The sequence below is a fragment of the Aurantimonas endophytica genome (assembly GCF_014196845.1).
GTDB lineage: Bacteria > Pseudomonadota > Alphaproteobacteria > Rhizobiales > Rhizobiaceae > Aurantimonas > Aurantimonas endophytica.
The window spans coordinates 262,331-278,552 of record NZ_JACIEM010000004.1 but is presented as its reverse complement, the minus strand read 5'-3'; the positions used below and the strand labels follow the sequence as shown (position 1 = coordinate 278,552).

The 16,222-nt window shown below is 67.4% G+C and carries 14 protein-coding genes; 9 read left to right on the top strand and 5 right to left on the bottom strand.

What is annotated here, in order from left to right; all coding sequences use genetic code 11:
• Positions 1 to 29 precede the first annotated feature (29 nt).
• On the bottom strand, positions 30 to 3,827 hold the full coding sequence (gene metH / locus GGR03_RS15785; protein ID WP_183209713.1) for a methionine synthase: 3,798 nt from the start codon (positions 3,825 to 3,827) through the stop codon (positions 30 to 32).
• 15 nt (positions 3,828 to 3,842) lie between these two features.
• Between metH and GGR03_RS15780 the strand changes: the two genes are divergently transcribed.
• A complete protein-coding gene (locus GGR03_RS15780; protein ID WP_246368082.1) occupies positions 3,843 to 4,604 on the top strand; it encodes a Uma2 family endonuclease in 762 nt (253 codons plus the stop codon).
• Between the two features lie 377 nt (positions 4,605 to 4,981).
• Here the strand turns inward: GGR03_RS15780 and GGR03_RS15775 are convergent, their stop codons facing one another.
• Complete coding sequence (locus GGR03_RS15775; protein WP_183209712.1) at positions 4,982 to 5,854, bottom strand: NmrA/HSCARG family protein; 873 nt, start codon at positions 5,852 to 5,854, stop codon at positions 4,982 to 4,984.
• Between GGR03_RS15775 and GGR03_RS15770 the strand changes: the two genes are divergently transcribed.
• The 4 genes from GGR03_RS15770 to GGR03_RS15755 all read left to right on the top strand — a co-directional run bounded on the left by GGR03_RS15770 (position 5,853) and on the right by GGR03_RS15755 (position 9,783).
• Positions 5,853 to 6,362 (top strand): winged helix-turn-helix transcriptional regulator, encoded by a 510-nt coding sequence (locus tag GGR03_RS15770; protein WP_343058828.1) that lies wholly within the window; start codon positions 5,853 to 5,855, stop codon positions 6,360 to 6,362. The genes GGR03_RS15775 and GGR03_RS15770 overlap by 2 nt on opposite strands.
• Before the next feature lie 446 nt (positions 6,363 to 6,808).
• On the top strand, positions 6,809 to 7,762 hold the full coding sequence (locus GGR03_RS15765) for a Bug family tripartite tricarboxylate transporter substrate binding protein (protein WP_418884985.1): 954 nt from the start codon (positions 6,809 to 6,811) through the stop codon (positions 7,760 to 7,762).
• Entirely contained in the window at positions 7,759 to 8,247 is a 489-nt protein-coding gene (locus GGR03_RS15760; protein WP_183209709.1) for a tripartite tricarboxylate transporter TctB family protein, read from the top strand. Before GGR03_RS15765 ends, GGR03_RS15760 begins: the two co-directional genes overlap by 4 nt.
• An 18-nt stretch (positions 8,248 to 8,265) precedes the next feature.
• Positions 8,266 to 9,783 carry a tripartite tricarboxylate transporter permease gene (locus GGR03_RS15755; RefSeq protein ID WP_183209708.1) on the top strand — a complete coding sequence of 506 codons (1,518 nt, stop codon included), beginning with the start codon at positions 8,266 to 8,268 and terminating at the stop codon, positions 9,781 to 9,783.
• Positions 9,784 to 9,805: 22 nt separating this feature from the next.
• Here GGR03_RS15755 and GGR03_RS15750 read toward each other — a convergent pair whose 3' ends face one another.
• Positions 9,806 to 11,170 (bottom strand): aspartate aminotransferase family protein, encoded by a 1,365-nt coding sequence (locus GGR03_RS15750; RefSeq protein WP_183209707.1) that lies wholly within the window; start codon positions 11,168 to 11,170, stop codon positions 9,806 to 9,808.
• A 237-nt stretch (positions 11,171 to 11,407) separates the two neighbouring features.
• Between GGR03_RS15750 and GGR03_RS15745 the strand changes: the two genes are divergently transcribed.
• Entirely contained in the window at positions 11,408 to 11,581 is a 174-nt protein-coding gene (locus tag GGR03_RS15745) for a hypothetical protein (protein WP_183209706.1), read from the top strand.
• 85 nt (positions 11,582 to 11,666) lie between these two features.
• On the opposite strand, the gene phnF is transcribed toward GGR03_RS15745, so the two are convergent.
• Together phnF and GGR03_RS15735 are read right to left on the bottom strand one after the other, a co-directional pair.
• Positions 11,667 to 12,437 (bottom strand): phosphonate metabolism transcriptional regulator PhnF, encoded by a 771-nt coding sequence (phnF, locus tag GGR03_RS15740; protein ID WP_183209705.1) that lies wholly within the window; start codon positions 12,435 to 12,437, stop codon positions 11,667 to 11,669.
• Between the two features lie 4 nt (positions 12,438 to 12,441).
• Entirely contained in the window at positions 12,442 to 13,626 is a 1,185-nt protein-coding gene (locus GGR03_RS15735; RefSeq protein ID WP_183209704.1) for an alpha-D-ribose 1-methylphosphonate 5-triphosphate diphosphatase, read from the bottom strand.
• A gap of 100 nt (positions 13,627 to 13,726) precedes the next feature.
• Between GGR03_RS15735 and GGR03_RS15730 the strand changes: the two genes are divergently transcribed.
• From GGR03_RS15730 to phnE, 3 genes are read left to right on the top strand one after another with little or no spacing between them, the layout of a single operon-like run.
• The gene (locus GGR03_RS15730; protein WP_183209703.1) at positions 13,727 to 14,584 is read left to right on the top strand and encodes a PhnD/SsuA/transferrin family substrate-binding protein; all 858 of its coding nucleotides are present in this window, start codon (positions 13,727 to 13,729) and stop codon (positions 14,582 to 14,584) included.
• A gap of 8 nt (positions 14,585 to 14,592) precedes the next feature.
• Positions 14,593 to 15,414 carry a phosphonate ABC transporter ATP-binding protein gene (locus tag GGR03_RS15725; protein ID WP_246368080.1) on the top strand — a complete coding sequence of 274 codons (822 nt, stop codon included), beginning with the start codon at positions 14,593 to 14,595 and terminating at the stop codon, positions 15,412 to 15,414.
• Positions 15,407 to 16,213, top strand: coding sequence for a phosphonate ABC transporter, permease protein PhnE (phnE, locus tag GGR03_RS15720; RefSeq protein WP_183209701.1), 807 nt, complete (start codon positions 15,407 to 15,409; stop codon positions 16,211 to 16,213). The genes GGR03_RS15725 and phnE overlap by 8 nt, the downstream gene beginning before the upstream one ends.
• The last annotated feature ends 9 nt before the right edge of the window (positions 16,214 to 16,222 follow it).

The following is a 16,222-nucleotide window of genomic DNA, read 5'->3' as shown; positions in this document are numbered from 1 at the left end:
AGCCGGACGCCGGGGCGTGAGCCCCTCGCCTATTCCGCCGCCTCGGCGCGCGGCTGCTCGGCCGGCTTCGGCACATAGTTCAGCACCGGCGCCAGCCAGCGCTCGACCTCCAGGACATCCATGCCCTTGCGGGCGGCATAATCCTCGACCTGGTCGCGCTCGACCTTGGCGACGCCGAAATAATGCGCCTCCGGATGGCCGAGATAGAGCCCCGAGACCGACGAGCCCGGCCACATGGCGAAGCTCTCGGTGAGCTTCACCCCGATCGCCGCTTCCGCGTCGAGAAGGTTGAAGATCGTGGTCTTCTCGGTGTGGTCGGGCTGCGCCGGATAGCCCGGCGCCGGGCGGATGCCGCGATAGGGCTCGCCGATCAGCTCGTCCGGCTTGTAGGTCTCGTCCGTCGCATAGCCCCAGAACTCGCGACGCACCTTCTCGTGCATCCGCTCGGCGAAGGCCTCGGCGAAGCGGTCGGCGAGCGCCTTGACCATGATCGAGGCGTAGTCGTCATTGGCCTTGGCGAAGCGGTTGGAGATCGCTTCCTCCTCGATGCCGGCGGTGACGACGAAGGCGCCGACATGGTCGGGCCGGCCGCTCTCGGCCGGGGCGACGAAGTCGGCGAGCGCGAGATTGGGCCGGTCGCCGCGCTTGGTCAGCTGCTGGCGCAGGGTGAACAGCGTCGCGAGCTCGGCCTTGCGGTCCTCGCCGGTATAGAGGCGGATGTCGTCGCCCACCGAATTGGCCGGCCAGAAGCCGATGACGCCCTGCGGGCGGAACCACTTTTCCGCGATGATCTGCTTCAGCATCGCCTGCGCGTCGGCGAACAGCGAGCGCGCCGCCTCGCCCTGGCGCTCGTCCTCGAGGATCGCCGGATAGCGGCCCTTCATCTCCCAGGTCTGGAAGAACGGCGTCCAGTCGATGTAGCGCGACAGTTCCTCGAGGTCCCAGTCGCTGAACACGCGCGTGCCGCTGAAGGTGGGCGCGGTCGGCTCGTAGGAAGCCCAGTCGGTCCGGAAGCGGTTTTCCCGCGCCTTGACCAGCGCGAGGCGCTGCTTGTCGCGCTCGCTGCGCTCATGCGCGTCGGCGAGCTTCTTGTACTCGTCGCGGACCGTCTGGATGGTCTGGTCGCGGGTCTCCTCCGAGATCAGGCTGGAGACGACGCCGACGGCGCGGCTCGCATCTGTGACGTAGACGCTTTGGCCGCGTTCGTAGCGCGGGTGGATCTTCACCGCCGTATGGACGCGGCTGGTCGTCGCCCCGCCGATCAACAACGGGATGTCGAAGCCCTCGCGCTCCATCTCGGCGGCGACATGCACCATCTCGTCGAGCGACGGGGTGATCAGGCCGGAGAGGCCGATGATGTCGACCTTCTCGGTGCGCGCGACCTCGAGGATCTTCGAGGCCGGCACCATGACGCCGAGATCGATCACCTCGTAATTGTTGCAGGCGAGAACGACGCCGACGATGTTCTTGCCGATGTCGTGGACGTCGCCCTTGACGGTCGCCATCAGCACCTTGCCGGCGTTCTTGCGGCCCTCGCCGCCGTTCAGCCGCTTCTCCTCCTCCATGAAGGGGAGCAGATGCGCGACGGCCTGCTTCATCACCCGGGCGGATTTCACCACCTGCGGCAGGAACATCTTGCCGGCGCCGAACAGGTCGCCGACGATGTTCATGCCGTCCATCAGCGGCCCCTCGATGACGTGCAGCGGGCGGGCGGCTTCGAGCCGCGCCTCCTCGGTGTCGACGTCGATATATTCGGTGATGCCGTTGACGAGGGCGTGGGCCAGCCTGTCGCCGACCGGCTTCTCGCGCCAGGCGAGGTCCTGGACGCGGGCCTCCTTGCCGGCGGTGCCGCGATATTTCTCGGCGATCTCCAGCATCCGGTCGGTGGCCGTGCCGCCGCCCTTCGGCTGGCGGTTGAGGACGACGTCCTCGCAGGCCTCGCGGAGGTCCGCCTCGATCGTGTCGTAGACCGCCAGCTGCCCGGCATTGACGATGCCCATGTCCATGCCCGCCTGGATGGCGTGGTAGAGGAACACGGCGTGCATCGCCTCGCGCACCGGCTCGTTGCCGCGGAACGAGAAGGAGAGGTTGGAGACGCCGCCCGAGATGTGGACATGCGGCAGGGTCGCGGTGATCCGGCGAGTCGCCTCGATGAAGTCGACGCCGTAATTGTCGTGCTCCTCGATGCCGGTCGCGACGGCAAAGACGTTCGGATCGAAGATGATGTCCTCGGGCGGGAAGCCGACCTGTTCGGTGAGCAGCTTGTAGGCCCGCGTGCAGATCTCGACCTTGCGCGCCTCGGTGTCGGCCTGGCCTTCCTCGTCGAAGGCCATGACGACGACGGCGGCGCCATAGGCGCGCACCAGACGCGCCTGCTTCAGGAAGGCTTCCTCGCCCTCCTTCATCGAGATCGAATTGACGATCGACTTGCCCTGGACGCATTTCAGCCCGGCCTCGATGATCGACCATTTCGAGGAATCGATCATCACCGGAACACGCGCGATGTCCGGCTCGGCGGCGACGAGGTTGAGGAACTCGACCATCGCCCGCTCGGAGTCGATCAGCCCCTCGTCCATGTTGATGTCGATGATCTGCGCGCCGTTCTCGACCTGGTCGCGCGCGACGACGAGCGCCGCGGCGAAGTCGCCGGCGGTGATCAGCTTGCGGAATTTCGCCGAGCCGGTGACGTTGGTCCGCTCGCCGACATTGACGAAGGGGATCTCGGAGGTCAGCGTGAAGGGCTCGAGGCCCGACAGGCGCATCAGCGGCTCGATGACCGGGATCGGACGCGGCTTGTAGCCCTCCAGCATCGTCGCGAGCGCCTTGATGTGGTCGGGCGTCGAGCCGCAGCAGCCGCCGACGATGTTGACGAGGCCTTCCTTGGCGAAGATCTCGACCTCGGCGGCCATCGCCTCCGGGCTCTGGTCGTATTCGCCGAACTCGTTGGGCAGGCCGGCATTCGGATAGGCGCAGACCAGCGTGTCGGCGGCGGCCGAGATTTCCGACAGATGGTCGCGCATCGCGGCCGCGCCGAGGGCGCAGTTGAGGCCGATGGTGAAGGGCCTCGCATGGCGCACCGAATGCCAGAACGCCGTCGGCGTCTGGCCGGACAGGGTGCGGCCGGAGAGGTCGGTGATCGTGCCGGAGATCATCAGCGGCAGCACGACGCCCTTCTCCGCGAAGATCTCCTCGCAGGCGAAGATCGCCGCCTTGGCGTTCAGCGTGTCGAAGATCGTCTCGATCAGGATCAGGTCGACGCCGCCGTCGATGAGGCCGCGCAGCTGCTCGCCATAGGCGATGCGCAGATCGTCGAAGGAAGTGGCGCGGTAGCCCGGATTGTTGACGTCCGGCGAGATCGAGGCGGTGCGGTTGGTCGGTCCCAGCGCGCCGGCGACGAAGCGGCGCTTGCCGTCCTTCTGCTCGGCGCGGATGCAGGCGCGCCGCGCCAGCCGCGCGCCGTCGCGGTTCAGCTCGTAGACCTGCTCCTCCATCTGGTAGTCGGCCTGGGCGATGGTGGTCGAGGAGAAGGTGTTGGTCTCCAGGATGTCCGCGCCGGCGATGGCGTAGGCGTAGTGAATGTCCTCGATCGCCTGCGGCTGGGTCAGGTTCAAAAGGTCGTTGTTGCCCTGGACGTGGCAGGCGCAGGCGCCGAAGCGATGGCCGCGGAAATCGTCCTCGCCGAGGCCGAGCAGCTGTATCTCGGTGCCCATCGCGCCGTCGAGGATCAGGATCCGTTCGGAAACCGCCTTGCGCAGGGCCTTGGCGGCCTCTGCCGGCGAACGCCCTTCGGTCATCGCCCCGAAGAGCTGGTCGAGCGTGTCGGTCATGGGGACGTGCCTTCCTTGTTCACGGCAGGAAATCACATAAAGATATGCTTATGTCAACAAACGCAGCTCGAGCACTGCCCGACCGCGCCGACGTTCCGGCTTGAATTGGGCCTCGGTTCCACGGATTACTACGCCATCGCCACCGCGAAGGGTCGCGCAATGTCCAAACTCGTCCCGCTCGACGACGACACCGCCGTGCCGCTCAACACGACGCGCGCCGCGGAGGGCCTGCCGCGCCGCCGGTTCACCGTCGCCGAGATCGAGGCCTTCGTCGAGACCGGCGTCATTCCCGAGGAAGAACGGTTCGAACTGATCGGCGGGGAGATCGTCCCGATGTCACCGAAAGGCATGACGCACGAGCGGATCAAGATGTGGCTGAACGAACAGCTGGTCCGCAACCTCCCGGCTCAATTCGCCACCAACCCCGAGACGACCTTCCGGCTGGCCGACGACACGTTTCTCGAACCCGACTTCGTGGTCTTCGAACGCGCCGCGGGGCTGGAGCGCCTCGACGGCGCCACGTGCCTGCTGGCGATCGAAATCGGCCTGTCGAGCCTTTCCTACGATCGTGGCCGCAAGGCCGAAATCTACGCTGCGTTCGGTATTCGGGAGTTGTGGGTGATCGATGGGCGGCGACTGGAGACCCGGGTGTTTCGGGAGCCGGGTGCGGAGGGGTATCGCGTCGTCAGCGATGTCGAGGCGGGGGAGGCGCTGGAGCCGCTGGAGGTGCCGGGCTTTATGGTACGGCTGGCGGCGTTCGAGCGGTTCGTGGGGTGATGCGGCAGGCTAAGCACGGCAAACCGACGCGTGGCCTGACCCACATCGCGCATGGATTGGACCAGTCCCGAATGTTGCAACGTCCGCTTTCGAGAACTCTACCCGGCTTTAATGGTGTGTTTGGTGGCAAAACCTGCCGGACCGCTTTCAGATGTCCACTTCCCTGCCTCCCGACATCTCGATTGGGTGGGAAGCGGTCCGGCAGCTTTTTCGATTTGGCGGCTGGATAGCTGCCGTTCATCGCTGCTGATGGCAACTGGAACGACAATCGCGCCGAACGCCTCAGCTGTGGTTCGCACAGTGGCGAGCGGCTTCCCTCACGTCGTGATCGCTTCTTGCGAAGTCTGATCGATTGGGTCTGGTCCTCCTGACCGCAGTTACCCTTTCAACGCTTCGTCGAGGAGAGGCCGTCCCTGCGTCGCCAGCCAGGCGCGAAAGCTCGTGAGGTCCGGGTTGATGGCCCGCATCAGATCCAGGTCGATGGGCTGCGAGAGCGGGCCGCATTTCAGGCTTTCCGCCATGTGGGCCAGATCGGGATTGGCGGACAGAACGGCGTCGGGCAGGCGCGCATAGCGGATGGGTCGTCCGCTCGCCTGCGTGAGCGCTGCGGCGAGATCGAGGCCCGTCAGCCGATCGCTGGCCAGCGGCACAACCTGTCCGGCAAAACGGTCCCTGTCGTCGAAGACGGCGGCGACGAATCGGCCGATATCTGCCACGGAGACGACCTGCATGGCACCGTCGAGTTCGACGAGCGATGTGTAGCGCCCTTTGTCGAGGCCCGTACCCGGCCGCAAGAGCATGTCCATGAAAATCGACGGACGGAGGATCGTCGCCTCGGGCAGGAGGCGGTGAACATGGGCCTCGATCCTCGGCTTGGCGTCGAACCGCGCAATGCCCGTGGGCACCGTCCCGGCGCTGGCACCGGACGAGTAGACGAAATGCGCGATACCTTCGTCTGCCGCCAGGTCTACGATGGCGGTTCCGTGACGAACCTCGTCCTCTGCGGACAATGTGGCCGGCAGCGCGCTGAAGACGCCATGGACTTCATCCATGGCGGCACGCAAGGACGCCGTGTCATCGAACGTGCCGGATGCGAGGCGAGCACCGGCCGCGCCAAGTTCGGCGGCGGCTGGCGTCGACGGGTCCCTCACGAAGGCGCGGACACCCCATCCCCGATTCAGCAGAGTCCGCGCGACAGATCCACCCTGGCGCCCGGTTGCGCCCAATACCAATACGGTCTTGCATCGCATGGCCAGAACCCTTGTTGGCAAAGGTCATCCTTGTATAGAGATGGAAAACCGAGGGAAGACGGCACTTTTGTCAGCGCGAGGCACACGGATGATACCTTCGGCAGACGTTTCCGGGGATCGCGGGACCGACGAGACGAACCTCGACGAGTCCTTCCGCCCCCTTCCGTCAAACGGCATATGCGAACGCCTCGGGGATAAGTGGACCGTACAGGTCTTGTGGCGCCTGTCGCTGGCCGATGAGCGACGTCTCCGCTTCTCGGCCCTTCAAAGGGAGACCGAGGGCATCACGCAGCGCATGCTGACGCTCACTCTCCGCAACCTCGAGCGAGACGGATTGGTGGCACGCCACTATTATCCAGAAGTTCCGCCGAGGGTCGAATACGAGTTAACCGGGCTAGGTGTGGGGATCCTCCAGGCGCTGCAAGGCGTGAATCGCTGGGTCCGGAGCAACATGCCGGTCGTCGAGCGGAACCGCCGCGTTTACGACAAAGGGCAGGAGTGCCGGTAATTGGCGGATCGGGAATGGCAACAATATGTGACAGTTTCATACCGTTGATGACCGCCTTCGTTGGAATCCTTCGTTCAGGATGACCTGGAAGGGTCGAACGCCGCCGTTGCTGTCTAGGCCACCAATCTGAAAAAGAATGAGCAGTTCCGTTTCAACCCGTCCGACGCGGGAGACAAGCGCACGCCTTCATCTCGCCTGCCCTGGCTAACCTCACAGCGTCGCCTTCACGCCTGCCCCTGCCCACGACCTTGCGAGGCAAAACGCCGGGGCAAGCGCGCCTCGCCCATCCAGGCGCTTGCAAGTTTCCCAAATCTGGCGCTAGGCATCCTGTGCAGGATCCGTCGGTGCCTGTCGTCAGGAGCTGCCTCGCCGAACGCGTTGGGACGCGGGCGCGGGGCGACCCGGCAGGCCGAGCCGGGCGGACCACCTTGGGAGGAAAGACCATGCTGAAACGCTTGCTCGGTGCCGCGCTGATTGCCGGCATCACCGCGACGGGCGCTCTCGCCCAGACCGAAAGCTACACGATCATCGCGCCGGCCGCCCCCGGCGGCGGCTGGGACCAGACCGCCCGCACCATGCAGACCGCGATGCAGGAGGCCGGCGTCGCCGGCAACGTGCAGGTCGTCAACGTTCCCGGCGCCGGCGGCACGATCGGCCTCGCGCAGTTCATCTCGCAGAGCAGCGGCGATCCGAGCGCGCTGATCGTCGGCGGCTATGTCATGGTCGGCGCGATCCTGACCAACAACGCGCCCTATTCGCTCGACGACGTCACCCCGATCGCCCGGCTCACCGGCGAGTACGAGGCGATCGTCGTGCCGGCGGCCTCGCCGTTCCAGACGATCGACGATCTCGTCGCTGCGATGAAGGCCGATCCCGGTGCCGTGGCGATCGCCGGCGGTTCGGCCGGCGGCACCGACCACATCGCCGCGGGCCTCCTGGCGGAAGCCGCCGGCGTCGACCCGAAGCAGGTGAACTACATCGCCTTCTCCGGTGGCGGCGAGGCGCTGGCGGCGATTCTCGGCCAGCAGGTCGCGGCCGGCATCTCCGGCTATGGCGAGTTCGAGTCGCAGATCGCTTCCGGCACGCTGCGCCTCCTGGCGATGACCAGCGAGGAGCCGATCGAGGGCATCGACGCCCCGACGCTGAAGAGCTCGGGCCTCGACGTGGTGATCCAGAACTGGCGCATGGTCGCGGCCGCGCCGGGCATCACCGACGAGCAGAAGGCGCAGATCACCGCCGACATCGAGAAGATGGTGAAGTCGGAACAGTGGCAGGAAGCGCTGGAGCGCAACGGCTGGGAGGACACGTATCTCTCCGGCGACGCCTTCACCGCGCAGCTGGCCGAAGACGTCGAGACGACGCGCGCCATCCTCAAGACCATCGGCCTCGTCCAGGAATGAGCGAGAACGTCCCGTCCTCCGGGACCAGCCGCCGCCCCGACTGGGCGGCGGTCGCCATCGGCGTCGCGCTGCTGGCGCTCGCCGGGGTGATCTTCTGGAACACGCTGCTGGTCACCGGCGGCGCCTATACGCAGATCGGCCCGAAGGCGTTTCCCTATGCCATCGCGGCCTTTCTCGGCGTCCTGTCGATCTGGACGATCGCCAGCGCGCTCAAGGGCGGTTTTCCCGAGCGCGAGCATGACGCGATCGGGCCGATCGTCTGGATCGTCGGCGGACTGACCGCGCAATTGCTGCTGCTGAACGTCGCGGGTTTTTCGATCGCGACAGGCCTGCTGTTCGCCGCCACCGCCAAGGCCTTCGGGCGGGGCCCGCTCTGGAAGACCATCCCGATCGGCATCCTCCTGTCGCTCTCGCTCTGGCTGCTGTTCACCAAGCTTCTCAAGCTCTCGCTGCCGGCAGGCGTGCTGGAGCGACTTTTCGGCTGAGGGCCGGCAGGAATCGCCATGGACACGTTCGTGCTTCTCGGCCAGGGCATCTTCACCGCCCTCGAGCCCACCAATCTGATGTACGCGCTGATCGGCGTGACGCTCGGCACCGCGGTGGGCGTCCTGCCCGGGATCGGGCCGGCGCTGACCGTCGCGCTGCTCCTGCCGGTGACCTACCAGCTCGATCCGGCCGGCTCGCTGATCATGTTCGCCGGCATCTATTACGGCGGCATGTATGGCGGCTCGACCACCTCGATCCTCCTCAACACGCCCGGCGAGAGCGCCTCGATCGTCACCGCGCTGGAGGGCAACAAGATGGCCCGCGCCGGCAGGGGTGGCCCGGCGCTGGCGACGGCGGCCATCGGCTCCTTCGTCGCCGGGCTGATCGCGACGATGGGCCTTGCGCTCATCGCGCCGGTGATCGTGCGCTTCGCGCTGTCATTCGGCCCGGCCGAATATTTCGCGCTGATGGTGCTGGCCTTCGTGACGGTCTCGGCCGCCTTCGGCGATTCCACCCTGCGCGGCCTCACCGCGCTCGGCATCGGCCTGGCGCTCGGCCTCGTCGGCATCGATTTGCAGACCGGCCAGGCGCGCCTGAGCTTCGGCGTCCCCGACCTCTATGACGGCATCGAGGTGACGACGCTGGCCGTCGCGCTGTTCGCCATCGGCGAGACGCTGACGGTCGCCGCCTCCTCGCAGCGCCTGCAGGAGAAGGTCGAGGCGATCCGCGGCTCGGTGTGGATGACGAAGGCCGACTGGCAGCGCTCGTGGAAGCCCTGGCTGCGCGGCACGGCGATCGGCTTTCCGATCGGCGCCATGCCGGCGGGCGGCGCCGAGATCGGCACGTTCCTCTCCTATGCCACCGAAAAGCAGCTGTCGAAGCACCCGGAAGAGTTCGGCCACGGCGCCATCGAGGGCGTCGCGGGACCGGAAGCCGCCAACAACGCCTCGGCCGCCGGCACGCTGGTGCCGCTCCTGACGCTCGGCCTGCCGACCACGGCGACGGCGGCGATCATGCTCGCCGGCTTCCAGCAGTTCGGCCTGCAGCCGGGGCCGCTGCTCTTCGCGACGCGGCCGGAACTGGTCTGGGGCCTGATCGCCAGCCTGCTCGTCGCCAATCTGATGCTGCTGGTGCTGAACCTGCCGCTGGTCGGCCTCTGGGTGCGGCTGCTGACGATCCCGCGGCCGTGGCTCTATGCCGGTATCCTGGTCTTCGCGACGCTGGGGACGATCGGCGCCAATCCCTCGCCCGTGGAGCTCGGCATGCTGCTCGGCTTCGGCCTGCTCGGCTACATGCTGCGGCGCTTCGGCTATCCGATCGCGCCAGTGGTGGTGGGGCTGATCCTCGGGCCGCTCGCCGAGCAGCAGCTGCGTCGGGCGCTGGCGATCAGTCAGGGCGACCCGACCGTGCTGGTCAGTTCGCCGCTGACCATCATCCTGTTGTCGCTGGCGCTGATCGCCCTGGTCGTGCCGCTGATCATGCGCGCCCGCGGCCGCGGCCAGGTGCTCAGCCAGATGGCCGCCGACGAGGACTGAGGTCCCCGCCGGCGCTCTCGTCTCAGAGCGTTGCGTGCAATTCGTCGAGGCTCTTGCGGGTGGTCTCGACGATCAGGTCGATATGCGCCTTCTCGATGATCAACGGCGGGCAGTAGGCGAGCGAGTCGCCGATCGGCCGGGAGATGACGCCGTTCTTCTGCAGGATGGCGAAGGCCTGGGCGCCGAGCGCACCGGGCTTCTCCAGCGCGGTCTTGGCCGCCTTATCGGTGACCAGCTCGACCGCCGCGATGAGGCCGACGCCGCGCACTTCGCCCACCAGCGGATGGTCTTCGAGGGTCCTCAGCCCCGCCTGCAACAGCTCGCCCATCTCGCGGGCCCGGCCGACGAGGCCGCGCTCCTCGATGATGTCGAGATTTTCGAGCGCCACGGCGGCTGCCACCGGATGGCCGGACGCGGTGTAGCCGTGGCCGAACGTGCCGATCTCCGACGACTGGTCGGCCACCGGCTGGTAGACGCGGTCGTTGATCAGCAGCGCCGAGATCGGCAGGTATGACGAGGACAGCGCCTTCGACAGCGTCATGATGTCGGGCTCGATATTGTAGGTCTGGCAGCCGAACATCTCGCCGGTGCGCCCGAAGCCGCAGATCACCTCGTCGGCGACCAGCAGGATGTCGTGGCGCTTCAGCACCGCCTGGATCTTCTCCCAGTAGGTCGCCGGCGGCACCACGACGCCGCCCGCGCCCATCACCGGTTCGCCGATGAAGGCGGCGATCGTGTCCGGGCCCTCGGCCTGGATCAGCGCTTCCAGATCCTCGGCGCAGCGGGTGGCGAAGGCCTCCTCGCTCTCGCCGTCACGGCCCTCGCGCCAGTAATGCGGGCAGGTCGTGTGGAAGATGCCTTCCATCGGCAGGTCGAAGGCGCGGTGGTTGTTGGGCAGGCCCGTGAGGCTGGCGGAGGCCAGCGTCACGCCGTGATAGCCCCGGATGCGGCTGATGATCTTCTTCTTCTGCGGCTGACCAAGCGCGTTGGAGCGATAGCGCACCAGCTTGATCATCGTGTCGTTGGCTTCGGAGCCGGAATTGGTGAAATAGGCCTTCGACATCGGCACCGGCGCCATGGCGACAAGCCGCTCGGCGAGCTCGATCGCCGGCCCGTGCGATTTGTGGGTGAAGGTGTGGTAGTAGTTGAGCTGCGCCATCTGCCGGCTCGCCGCCTCGACGAGGCGCTTCTCGCCAAAGCCGACCGCCACCGACCAGAGCCCGGCCATCGCCTCAATATAGCGGTTACCGTCGGTGTCCGTGACGAACACCCCCTCGCCCTTCTCCATGACGATCGGCCCGATCGCCTCGTGCTGGCGGGCATTGGTGTAGGAGTGGAGGTGGTACGCGATATCGCGGGCCTCGATCGAATTCGGCTGCACGGTCATGAAGGTCTCCGGGTCCCGTTCCAGCGGCGCGGCGGCAACCCTGCATCGAGCCGTGCCAGGCACGGCCGCTGCTGGTCATCCCCCCGCACGGCTCATGCCTAGCGGTAGGCCCTTGCGGGCACGGGGGTCAAGAACGGGCGCGAGCTATTCCGCGACCGCATGGAAGCTGCCTGTTTTCGTCTCTACCGATAGCCATGCTGCATCGCGATATTGAGGTCATCACTCGAGGAGAGTTCCATGTCTCGTTCCGCAAGCAGCTTCACCCGCAAGGTCGCCGGTCATATCCGCGGCTTCGCCAGCATCGTGGTGCATTCCAATCGTTGCGCCGCCGCCGTCGAGGCCGGTCGCCGTCCCGATCCGCGTTCGCTGAAGGCGCTCGGCATCGACCCGGCGAGCTTCGACCGCTTCTGACCCGACTTCTCGTCGCGGCTCAGGCCGCGACGCCGTGCCGGCCGCTGCGTACTCCGTGAACTGCCGTCGCCGCAAGCGAGGCAGGTCAGAAGACGAAGTCGACCGAGGTGAGCAACCAGCAGCCGGTTCCCCATTCGATCCGGTTGCCCGCCGCATCGCCGTTGACCGCGCTGGTGCGGAAGACCGGGGTGCTGGGGGTCAGCTCCAGCTGGCTCGCCTCCTCGGGGGTCGCGAAGCCGCCGCTGATCCGGGTCTCGATGCGGCGATACTTGCCGATGCCGTGCGCGACGAAGACGTCGGTTACCGATTGCCGCCGCGCATAGACGGCGGCGAAATCCGGCAGGAGTTTCGCCGGCAGGATCTTGGTGCTGGCGTGGATCGGCTGCCCGTCGGCGGCGCGCACCCGGCGCAGACGGATCACCGGGGCGCCCACCGGCAGATGCAGCTGGGCAGCCGCCGCCGCGTCCGCCTTTTCCTCCTCCAGATGCAGCGTCCGCGTCTCGACCAGCTTGCCGTCGGCGCGCAGGCTGTCGAAGAAGCGGCTGCCGTCGCGCACCGACAGCGCCGATGGCGGGCTGCGCACGAAGACCCCGACGCCCTTGCGCGAGGTCAGGTGCCCCTCCTGCTGCAGTTGCAGCAGCGCTTGGCGCAGCGTGATCCGCGTGACCCCGAACATCTCCGCCAGGTGCACCTCGCCCGGCAGTTGGCTGCCGGGGCGCAGCCTTCCGTCCTCGATCAGCGCCAGCACGTGGTCATGGATTTGCTGCCAGATCGGCGCGTCGCTGCGCGGCCGGAACACCAGTTCGCCGAAGTCCGGCGCGTCGGCAGCAATCCTGCGGGAGACGTTGCTGCTCATCGGCCTATCCCGCCAGTTCCGCGACGGCCCTCGCAGGCGCCGCGACGGGCGATTCCCCGAGTGCCCGCCGGGCGTGGACGATGCGCCCGGCGACCATGGTCGCGACGATTTCCGGGTGGTGCTTGTCGGCCATGTCCACCAGGATGAGATCCGCCCGCTTGCCATTGGTCAGGCTGCCGCGATCCGGCAGGCCGGCGGCCCGCGCCGCGTTCGTCGAAACGAGAGGCCAATAGCGCGCCAAGGCGGCAAGGTCACCATCCGCCAGGGCGAAGGCCGCATGCAGCGGCGACGGGTAGTGATAGTCGCTGGTCAGGACCGAGCAATTGCCGGCTTCGATCGCGGTGCGCGCATCCATGGCGCCGTTGTGGCTGCCGCCGCGCACGACGTTGGGCGCGCCGAGGATGACGTCCTCGCCCGCCGCGCGGGCCGCCGCCGCCGTTTCGACGTTCAGCGGAAACTCGCAGGAGCGCGCACCCAGCGCCCGAAAGCGCGCGCGCTCCTCCGGCGACGATTCGTCGTGGGCGAGCAGCACGTTGCCCCCTGCCCTTGCGGCCGCCGCCAGTTCCGCGATGGCGCCGGGCACGTCGTCCCGCCGCGCCCAGACCGCGTCGAGCAGCGCCATGTAGTCCTCGCGGGAAAGGCCGGAGCGCTCGGCCATCTGGCCGATCTTGCGAGCGATCGTGCCCTTCAGCACGGAGCCGGTCGTGTGATCGTTGAAGGCGAGGATCGGCGACGGCTGGAGCGACAGCCACTCGGTGACTTCCGCCACCGCGTCCAGCGCGAAGGTCTCCCAGCGCAGATGCAGCCGCGTGTCGCAGCTGAGACGCGGGCGCAGCGCGTAGAGCGACGCGATGAAGCTGCGCGCCGCCTCGAGCGAGCGCAGGCCCGGCTCCCATGAAATCGTCACGCCATGAAACGTCGTGGTGATGCCGTTCGCCACCAGCTGGCGGTCGGTGTCGCGCAGCGCCAGGCCGACGTCGAAGCGCACGCCCGGCCGCGGCATGATCTGCCGCTCGAAGGCGTCACCGTGAATGTCGATGATGCCGGGCAGCACTAGCAGGCCCGCCGCGTCCAGCCGGCGGGGGCGCTCCGCCCTCCGGTCGGTGACATGCCCGCCGTCGATCCACAGGCCGTGCTCGCTCCAGTCGTTGCCGACCAGCGCCAGCCCGTTCTCGATCACCCAGTTCATTGTCCGCCGCCTCGTCCTCGCGTGTCATCGACGCGTCATCTGCTGTCTATACAGGTAACCCCGAACCCACTCTCCTGTCTATACAGAAGGACCGTCAAAAATGCTTCGTTCCCTGGTTTTCGCCCTCGCCGCCACGGTGGCGGCAACGGTTTCGGCCCACGCCGACCCGGTACGCTTCGCCGTCACCGACATCGAGGGGCTGGAAGCCCTGCAGCAGGAATTCGGCGGCTTCCAGGAAGCGCTCGAAGCCGAGACCGGGCTGGACATCGAGCTCATCGCCGTCAGCTCGCGCACCGCGGCCGTCGAGGCGCTGAACGCCGGCCAGGTCGAGCTGGTGCTGACCGGCCCGGCCGAATACGTGGTGATGAAGGAACTCAGCGATCCGCGGATCGTCGTCGCCTGGCAGCGCCCCGACTATTTCGCCCAGATCGCCGTCATGGCGAACGGCCCGATCCGCAGCATCGAGGACGTGAAGGGCAAGAAGGTCGCTTTCGGCTCGGTCGGCTCGACCTCGCAGCATCTCGGACCCGCACAAGCGCTCGCCGACCAGGGCGTCGTCTATGGCGAGGACTACGAGCCGGTGATCATCTCGCGCAACGTCGCGGCCGAAGCGCTGATCCGCGGCGACATCGCCGCGATGGGGCTGAATTTCGGGCACCTCAACTCGATCCGCGAGGCCTTCCCCGACCAAGCCTTCGCCGTCGTCGCCCGCGGCCGCGACCTGCCGAACGACATCCTCGTCGCCCGCAAGGACATTCCGGAGGAAATCTTCGAGAAGATCCGCGAGGCCTTCCTGGAGAACGGCAACGCGCTGATGGGCGCCGTGCTGAAAGGCGAAGACAACCAGAAGTTCAAGGGCGGCACGTTCCTCACCGACATCGACGACAGCGAATACGATTACGTGCGCTCGATGTACCGCACGATCGGCGTCGACACCTTCACCGCCTTCGTCGAATGAGCGCCGCCTTGGACGAAAACGCGACGGGCAGCCGCTATCGGCCGCCCGTCGAGGTGCTGCAGGCGATGGACGGTGTCCCGGCCTCGACCATCATCAGCACCCGCGATCTCGGCAAGTCCTATGCGAACGGGAAGCCTGTCTTCGCCGGGCTGAAGATCGACATCAAATCCGATCAGCGCGTTGCGCTGATCGGGTCGAACGGCGCCGGCAAGTCGACGCTGCTGAAATGCCTCGTCGGCCTGCTGCCGCTGAGCAACGGCGAGATCATGACGCTCGGCGAGACCTTCCAATCGGCGCCGAGCGCGACGCAGCTGCAGCGCCTGCGGCGGCAGATCGGCTTCGTCTTCCAGAACCATGGGCTGGTCGGTCGGCAGACGGTGCTGACCAACGTCATCCAGGGCAAGCTCGGCCTGCCCGGCGGCTGGCGGGCCTGGCACCATTCGCTGGCGCGCGAGGACTGGCGCGAGGAGGCGATGGCCGTGCTCGCCGAAGTCCGGCTCGCCGACAAGGCATCTTCCCGCGCCGACCAGCTCTCCGGCGGCCAGGCGCAGCGCATCGCCATCGCGCGGGCGCTGATCCGCAAGCCGAAGCTCTTGATCGCCGACGAACCCGCCGCAAGCCTCGACCCGGCCGTCGGGCGGGAGATCATGACGATCTTCTCCGACCTCGCTTCCGAGCACGGCATCACGCTGGTCTACACGACGCACGACATGGAGCACGCGCTGAACTACTCGGACCGGATCATCGCGCTGAAGGCCGGCCGGGTGCATTTCGACCTTCCGACCGCGATGGTCTGCCGGCAGCAGATGGAAGACGTCTTCCATGGCTGAGGCCTCCGTCCCGCCGCGCGCACCCTCGCGCCTGCCGTCGATCTCGCCGGTCACCTTCACCCTGCTCGTCGCCTTCGCCGCGGTGTTCCTCGTCTCGCTCGGCGAGGTCGGGCCGTCGCCCGAGCGGCTCGCCGCCGGCGCGCCGCGGATGATGGACCTGGTCGGCCGGATGCTGCCGCCGAACGTCGAGCCGGCGTTCCTGCAGCGCATGGGCTGGCGCATCCTCGAGACCCTGCAGATCGCGCTGGTCGGCACGGTCATCGGCGTCGTCATCAGCCTGCCGATGGGCTGGCTCGCGGCGCGCGGCATCTCGCCGCTCGGCGCGTTCCGGCAGCTGCCGCGTGCGCTGATCTCGCTGTTCCGCACCGTGCCGGACCTGGTCTGGGCGCTGATCTTCGTCTCGACGGTCGGGCTCGGCGCCGTCGCCGGCACGATGACCATCGTCGTCGATACGGTCGGCTTCTGCGGCCGGTTCTTCGCCGAAGCGATGGAGGAGGCCGACAAGAAGCCGCAGGAGGCGCTCAGGGCGATCGGTGCGTCGCAGGTGAGCGTGCTGTTCGGCGCGACGCTGCCGAGCATCATGCCGACGCTGATCAACAGCTCGCTGTTCGCCTTCGAGAAGGGCGTCCGCTCCTCGGTGGTGCTGGGCCTCGTCGGTGCCGGCGGCATCGGCCAGGAGCTGAAGGTCGCCTTCGACCTGTTCCAGTACCGCAACGCCTCGGCGATCATCCTCGCCATCTTCGTGATCGTCTTGGTGATGGAGTATTTCACCGACCGGCTGCGCGCCCGGTTCCAGTAGGGCGGCGGC